Annotated in this window: 6 protein-coding genes; 1 reads left to right on the top strand and 5 read right to left on the bottom strand. The window is 72.8% G+C overall.

From position 1 onward, the window contains the following. Positions 1 to 86: 86 nt before the first annotated feature. From G6030_RS14515 to G6030_RS14495, 5 genes are all read right to left on the bottom strand, one after another. On the bottom strand, positions 87 to 773 hold the full coding sequence (locus tag G6030_RS14515) for a metal-dependent transcriptional regulator (protein ID WP_182643599.1): 687 nt from the start codon (positions 771 to 773) through the stop codon (positions 87 to 89). Continuing rightward, positions 770 to 1,639, bottom strand: coding sequence for an iron chelate uptake ABC transporter family permease subunit (locus G6030_RS14510; protein ID WP_182643598.1), 870 nt, complete (start codon positions 1,637 to 1,639; stop codon positions 770 to 772). Before G6030_RS14510 ends, G6030_RS14515 begins: the two co-directional genes overlap by 4 nt. Beyond that, positions 1,636 to 2,454, bottom strand: a complete 819-nt coding sequence (locus G6030_RS14505) for a metal ABC transporter ATP-binding protein (protein ID WP_182643597.1) — start codon at positions 2,452 to 2,454, stop codon at positions 1,636 to 1,638. The genes G6030_RS14510 and G6030_RS14505 overlap by 4 nt, the downstream gene beginning before the upstream one ends. Beyond that, positions 2,451 to 3,338, bottom strand: coding sequence for a metal ABC transporter substrate-binding protein (locus G6030_RS14500; protein WP_182643600.1), 888 nt, complete (start codon positions 3,336 to 3,338; stop codon positions 2,451 to 2,453). Before G6030_RS14500 ends, G6030_RS14505 begins: the two co-directional genes overlap by 4 nt. A gap of 110 nt (positions 3,339 to 3,448) precedes the next feature. Continuing rightward, positions 3,449 to 3,940, bottom strand: coding sequence for a tRNA (cytidine(34)-2'-O)-methyltransferase (locus G6030_RS14495; protein WP_063974163.1), 492 nt, complete (start codon positions 3,938 to 3,940; stop codon positions 3,449 to 3,451). Between the two features lie 60 nt (positions 3,941 to 4,000). On the opposite strand from G6030_RS14495, the gene G6030_RS14490 reads away from it, so the two are divergent. Further along, positions 4,001 to 4,598: tetrahydrofolate dehydrogenase/cyclohydrolase catalytic domain-containing protein (locus G6030_RS14490; protein ID WP_182643596.1), on the top strand; the 598-nt coding region annotated here is incomplete at its 3' end.

Genomic DNA, 4,598 nt, shown 5'->3' with positions numbered 1-4,598 from the left:
CCCACGCCGCCTGAGCGACCGCGGGGGAGCGGGGCGGACGCGGACCTCGTCGTCGTCGTCCCCCCCGCCGCCCGGTGCGCCCGACGTCAGCTGTCGACGCGCACGCGCACCGCCGCGGCCACCGGCGTGCCCACCTGCACGACCCGGCCCGCCAACGACACGGAGATGATCCCCAACTCGACCTGGCGCGAGACCACCTCGACGGGCGAATCGGGGCGCAGACCGATCTCGGCGAGGTGGCGCAGGACGGCGTTGTCGCGGTCGGAGACCCGGGTCACCACACCCGTGGAGCCCTCCTCGACGCGATCCAGCGGGGTGTCGCCGAGCGGGTCGAGGTGGCCGTCGCGGGTGGGGATGGGATCACCGTGGGGATCGCGGCGCGGGTGGTCGAGGAACACGTCGAGGGCGTCGACGAACCGGTCCGAGACCACGTGCTCCAGCGCGTCGGCCTCGGCGTGCACCTCGTCCCACGGGTAGTCCAGGCAGCGGGCGAGGAACGTCTCGATGATCCGGTGCCGCCGCACCATCGCCACCGCGAACGACCGACCCGCCTCCGTGAGCACCACCGGCGCGTACGGGCGGTGCTCGGCGAGGTCCATCGCGACCAGCTTGCGGACGCCCTCGCTCACGGAGGAGGGCGACGCGCCGAGACGTTCGGCCAGTGCACTCGAGGTCACGGGGTCGCCGCCGGCGCCGAGCGCGTGCACGGCCATGAGGTAGGCCTGGATCGTCGGGGTGAGGTCGGCGAGGGCTCTCGGCGGGTCGACGGTCATGTGACCATCATCCCCGATCGTCCCCCGCGGGCGCGCGCCACCGCCCGCGGGATCACCCCGCGCCGGGGCGCGAGCAGCTGCGCCGCCGCGAAGATGACCGCCTGGGTGAGGACCACGACCGGGCCGGGCGGGAGGTCGGCGTAGTAGCCGAGGTACAGGCCGGTGACACCGCCTATCAGGGCGACGACGACGGCGAGGACCATCGTCCCCCGCATCGTGTCCGCCACCAACTGGGCGGTCGCCCCCGGGATGATGAGCGTGGCCACGACCAGGATCACACCCACGGACTGCACCCCGGCGACCGTCGCGGTGGCCAGCGTCGCCAGCAGCAGGGCGGTGAGCGCCCGGGTGCGCAGCCCCAGGGTGTGGGCGTGGAGCCGGTCGAACGCCAGCAGGATCAGGTCGCGCCGGAACGTCAGCAGCACGATCACCGTGAACGCGGCCACGACGAGCACCTGCACGAGGTCGGAGTCGCGGACGCCGAGCACGGAACCGAACAGGATCGAGTGCAGGTCCTGCTGGGTGGGGAACCGGGCGATCAGAACGAGACCGAACGAGAACAGGGCCGTGAACACGATGCCCATCGCGGCGTCCGGCCGCACCGTCCCGCTCTCGCGGACCGCGCCGATCAGCCACACGGCGACGAGGGCGGCGACGAGGGCGCCGACCGCGAACGGGATGCCGGTCAGCGCCGCGATCACCACTCCCGGCAGGACCGCGTGCGACACGGCGTCGCCCATGAGCGACCAACCCATGTGGACCAGCCAGCAGCTCAGCAGTGCGCCGGCGACCCCGGAGGCCGTCACCACGAGCAGGGCGCGGCGCATGAACTCGTACGACATCGGTTCGGTGAGGAGTTCGATCACGAGACGGCCCGATCGGTCACAGGGGACGCGGTGGCGCCCGGGGTGGAGTCGGAGGCCCCGGGGAGGCGGGCCCCGAGCAGGGTCGACAGGACATGCGGCGTCGTGGTCTCGGCGACCGGGCCGTGGGCGACCAGGCGGCCGTTGAGCAGCGCCACCGAATCGGCGAGCCGCTCGACCGTGCCCAGGTGGTGGGTGGAGACCAGCGCGGTGCGGCCACCGGCGGTGAGCTCGCGCAGGACGTCGATGTAGACCTCCTCGCTGCCGGCGTCCATCCCGTTGAACGGCTCGTCGAGCAGGAGCAGGTCGGCCTCCTGGGCCAGGCAGCGCGCCAACATGACCCGGCGGCGCTGGCCACCCGAGAGCTCGCCGATGCGACGGGACGCGAGCCCGGACAGGCCGACCCTCTCGAGGGCGTCCGCCACGGCGGCCCGGTCCCGCGCCGACGGCCGACGCCACGGCCCGGTGAAGTGCCGGCGGCCCTGCATGACGACCTCGGCGGCCGTGACGGGGAAGCGCTCGTCGATGCCGTCGGCCTGCGGCACGGCCGCGACCCGACCGCTGCGCAGTGCGCCGCGGACGGACGTGCCGAGGAGGCGGACGGAGCCCGCCGTGGGGGTGACCAGGCCGAGCAACGCCTGCAGGAGAGTCGACTTGCCGGAGCCGTTGGGACCGAGCAGGACGGTGATCTCGCCCCGCGGCGCGGACAGCGAGACCGCATCGAGGGCCCGGACCTGTCCCCGGTCGACGGTGAGGTCGGAGACGACGACGGCGGGCGGGCCGGTGTCCGGGGAGAAGGGCAGTGGCCGATCGGTCATGAGGTCAGCTCCCGGGTGATGGTCTCGAGGTCGTGGTCGAGAAGGTCGAGATAGGTGGGCACGGGCCCGGTGGGGCCGGAGAGGGAGTCGACGTACAGCAGGCCCGCCAGGCGGCTGCCGGTCTCGGCGGCGACCTGCTCCATGGCGGCGTCGGAGACCGTCGACTCGCAGAACACGGCGGGGATCTCCCGCTCGCGGATCCGGTCGATCAACGCGGTGACCTGCCGGGGCAGGCCCTGGTTCTCGCTGTTGACCGGCCACAGATACAGTTCCTCCAGCCCGAGGTCGCGGGCCAGGTAGGAGAACGCGCCCTCGCAGGTGACGAGCACGCGGCGGTCCTCCGGCACCGACGCCACCGCCTCGCGGGCGCGGACCGCCATCGCCTCCAGGTCGGCGACGAAGTCCTCGGCGCGGGCGCGGTACTCCGCGGCACCGTACGGATCGAGGTCGGCGAGGGCGCCGGCGATCGCGCGGACGTAGCGTGCGCCCTCGACCGGCGACATCCACGCGTGGGGATTGGGCCGGCCGGTGTAGTTGCCCGCACGGATGGGCAGGGGCTCGATTCCGTCCGTGGTGACGAGGTGGGCGGCGTCGGTCCCGTCGATGAACCGCAGGAGCCAGTCGTCCATCCCCAGCCCGTTGCTCACCACGAGGTCCGCGCCTTCGACCCGCTTGAGGTCCTCGACGGTCGGCTCGTACTGATGTACGTCGGCGCCCGGCGTGGTGACCGACTCGACCACCACGCGGTCGCCGCCGACGCGCCCGACCATGTCGGCCAGGATCGTGAACGTCGTGGCCACCACCACCCGGCCCCCGGACGCGTCGGACCTCTGGCGGTCGTCGACGTCCGCCGGGCCGGTGGCGCCGACCGCGCACCCGGACAACAGCGCGAGCGCAGTGGTGAGCGCTGTGGCGCGCGCTGCGGCGGCTGCTCGACGGGGGGCGGCGCTACGGGTGGCAGCACCTCTGGGTTTCGGCATACCGAAACTTTAAATCAATCGGCGGGAAAATCCATACCGCCCTGGTAGTCCTGCTGGCGCCACGCCTCGTAGACCGCCACCGCGGCGGCGTTGGACAGGTTCATCGACCGCCGCCCGGGCAGCATCGGGATCCGCACCCGCGCCGTCACGCGCGGATCGGCGAGGACGTCCTCGGCCAGGCCGGTGGGTTCGGGGCCGAAGAGCAGGACGTCACCGGGGGCGAACCGCACTTGCGGCAGCGCGAGGTCGGCCCGGGCGGAGAACGCCCACACCCGCGCAGGCAGGAGCCGGGAGTACGCCGCCTCGAGGTCCTCGTGGACCTCGACGTGCGCGAGGTCGTGATAGTCCAGCCCGGCCCGCCGCAGGTGCGGCTCCGACAGGTCGAAGCCCAGCGGGCCCGCCAGGTGCAGCTCGCACCCGGCGCCGGCCGCCATGCGGATCGCGTTGCCGGTGTTGGGTGGGATACACGGACGGTCGAACAGCACGCGCACACCCACACCGGTCATGGGGGCCATTCTCGCAGCGCCCCGACGACGGCCGCGCCCGGGAGTGGGATACTGGTGCGCGTGACCGCGATCAAGCTGGACGGCAAGCTCACCCGCGACGAGATCGTCGCCGACCTCACCCGGCGCGTGTCCGCGCTGCGGGAGAAGGGGATCACCCCGGGGCTCGGCACGGTTCTGGTGGGGGACGACCCCGGCAGCCACTCCTACGTCAAGATGAAGCACCGTGACTGTGAGCAGGTCGGCATCGCCTCCATCCGACGCGATCTGCCCGCCGACACCAGCCAGGCCGAACTCGAGGCCGTGATCGACGAGCTCAACGATGATCCCGCGTGCACCGGGTACATCGTGCAGCTGCCGCTGCCCGGGCATCTCGACGAGAACGCGATCCTCGAGCGCATCGACCCCGCCAAGGACGCCGACGGTCTCCACCCCGTCAACCTCGGCAAGCTCGTGCTCAACGAGCCCGCCCCGCTGCCGTGCACCCCCAACGGGTGTATCCACCTGCTGCGCCGGTTCGGGGTGGAGCTCGACGGCGCACACGTCGTGGTGGTCGGCCGCGGCGTGACCGTCGGACGCCCGATCGGCCTCATGCTCACGCGCCGTAGCGAGAACTCCACCGTGACCCTGTGCCACACCGGCACGCGTGACCTGGCGGCGG

The sequence above is a fragment of the Dietzia sp. E1 genome (assembly GCF_014145015.1).
Lineage (GTDB): Bacteria > Actinomycetota > Actinomycetes > Mycobacteriales > Mycobacteriaceae > Dietzia > Dietzia cinnamea_A.
This window is presented reverse-complemented; position numbering and strand designations above follow the sequence as displayed.

Excerpts from the sequence above, each read along its gene's own strand:
- G6030_RS14515 (WP_182643599.1), bottom strand. The coding sequence starts at position 773 with ATGACCGTCGACCCGCCGAGAGCCCTCGCCGACCTCACCCCGACGATC.
- G6030_RS14505 (WP_182643597.1), bottom strand. The coding sequence starts at position 2,454 with ATGACCGATCGGCCACTGCCCTTCTCCCCGGACACCGGCCCGCCCGCC.
- G6030_RS14495 (WP_063974163.1), bottom strand. The coding sequence starts at position 3,940 with ATGACCGGTGTGGGTGTGCGCGTGCTGTTCGACCGTCCGTGTATCCCA.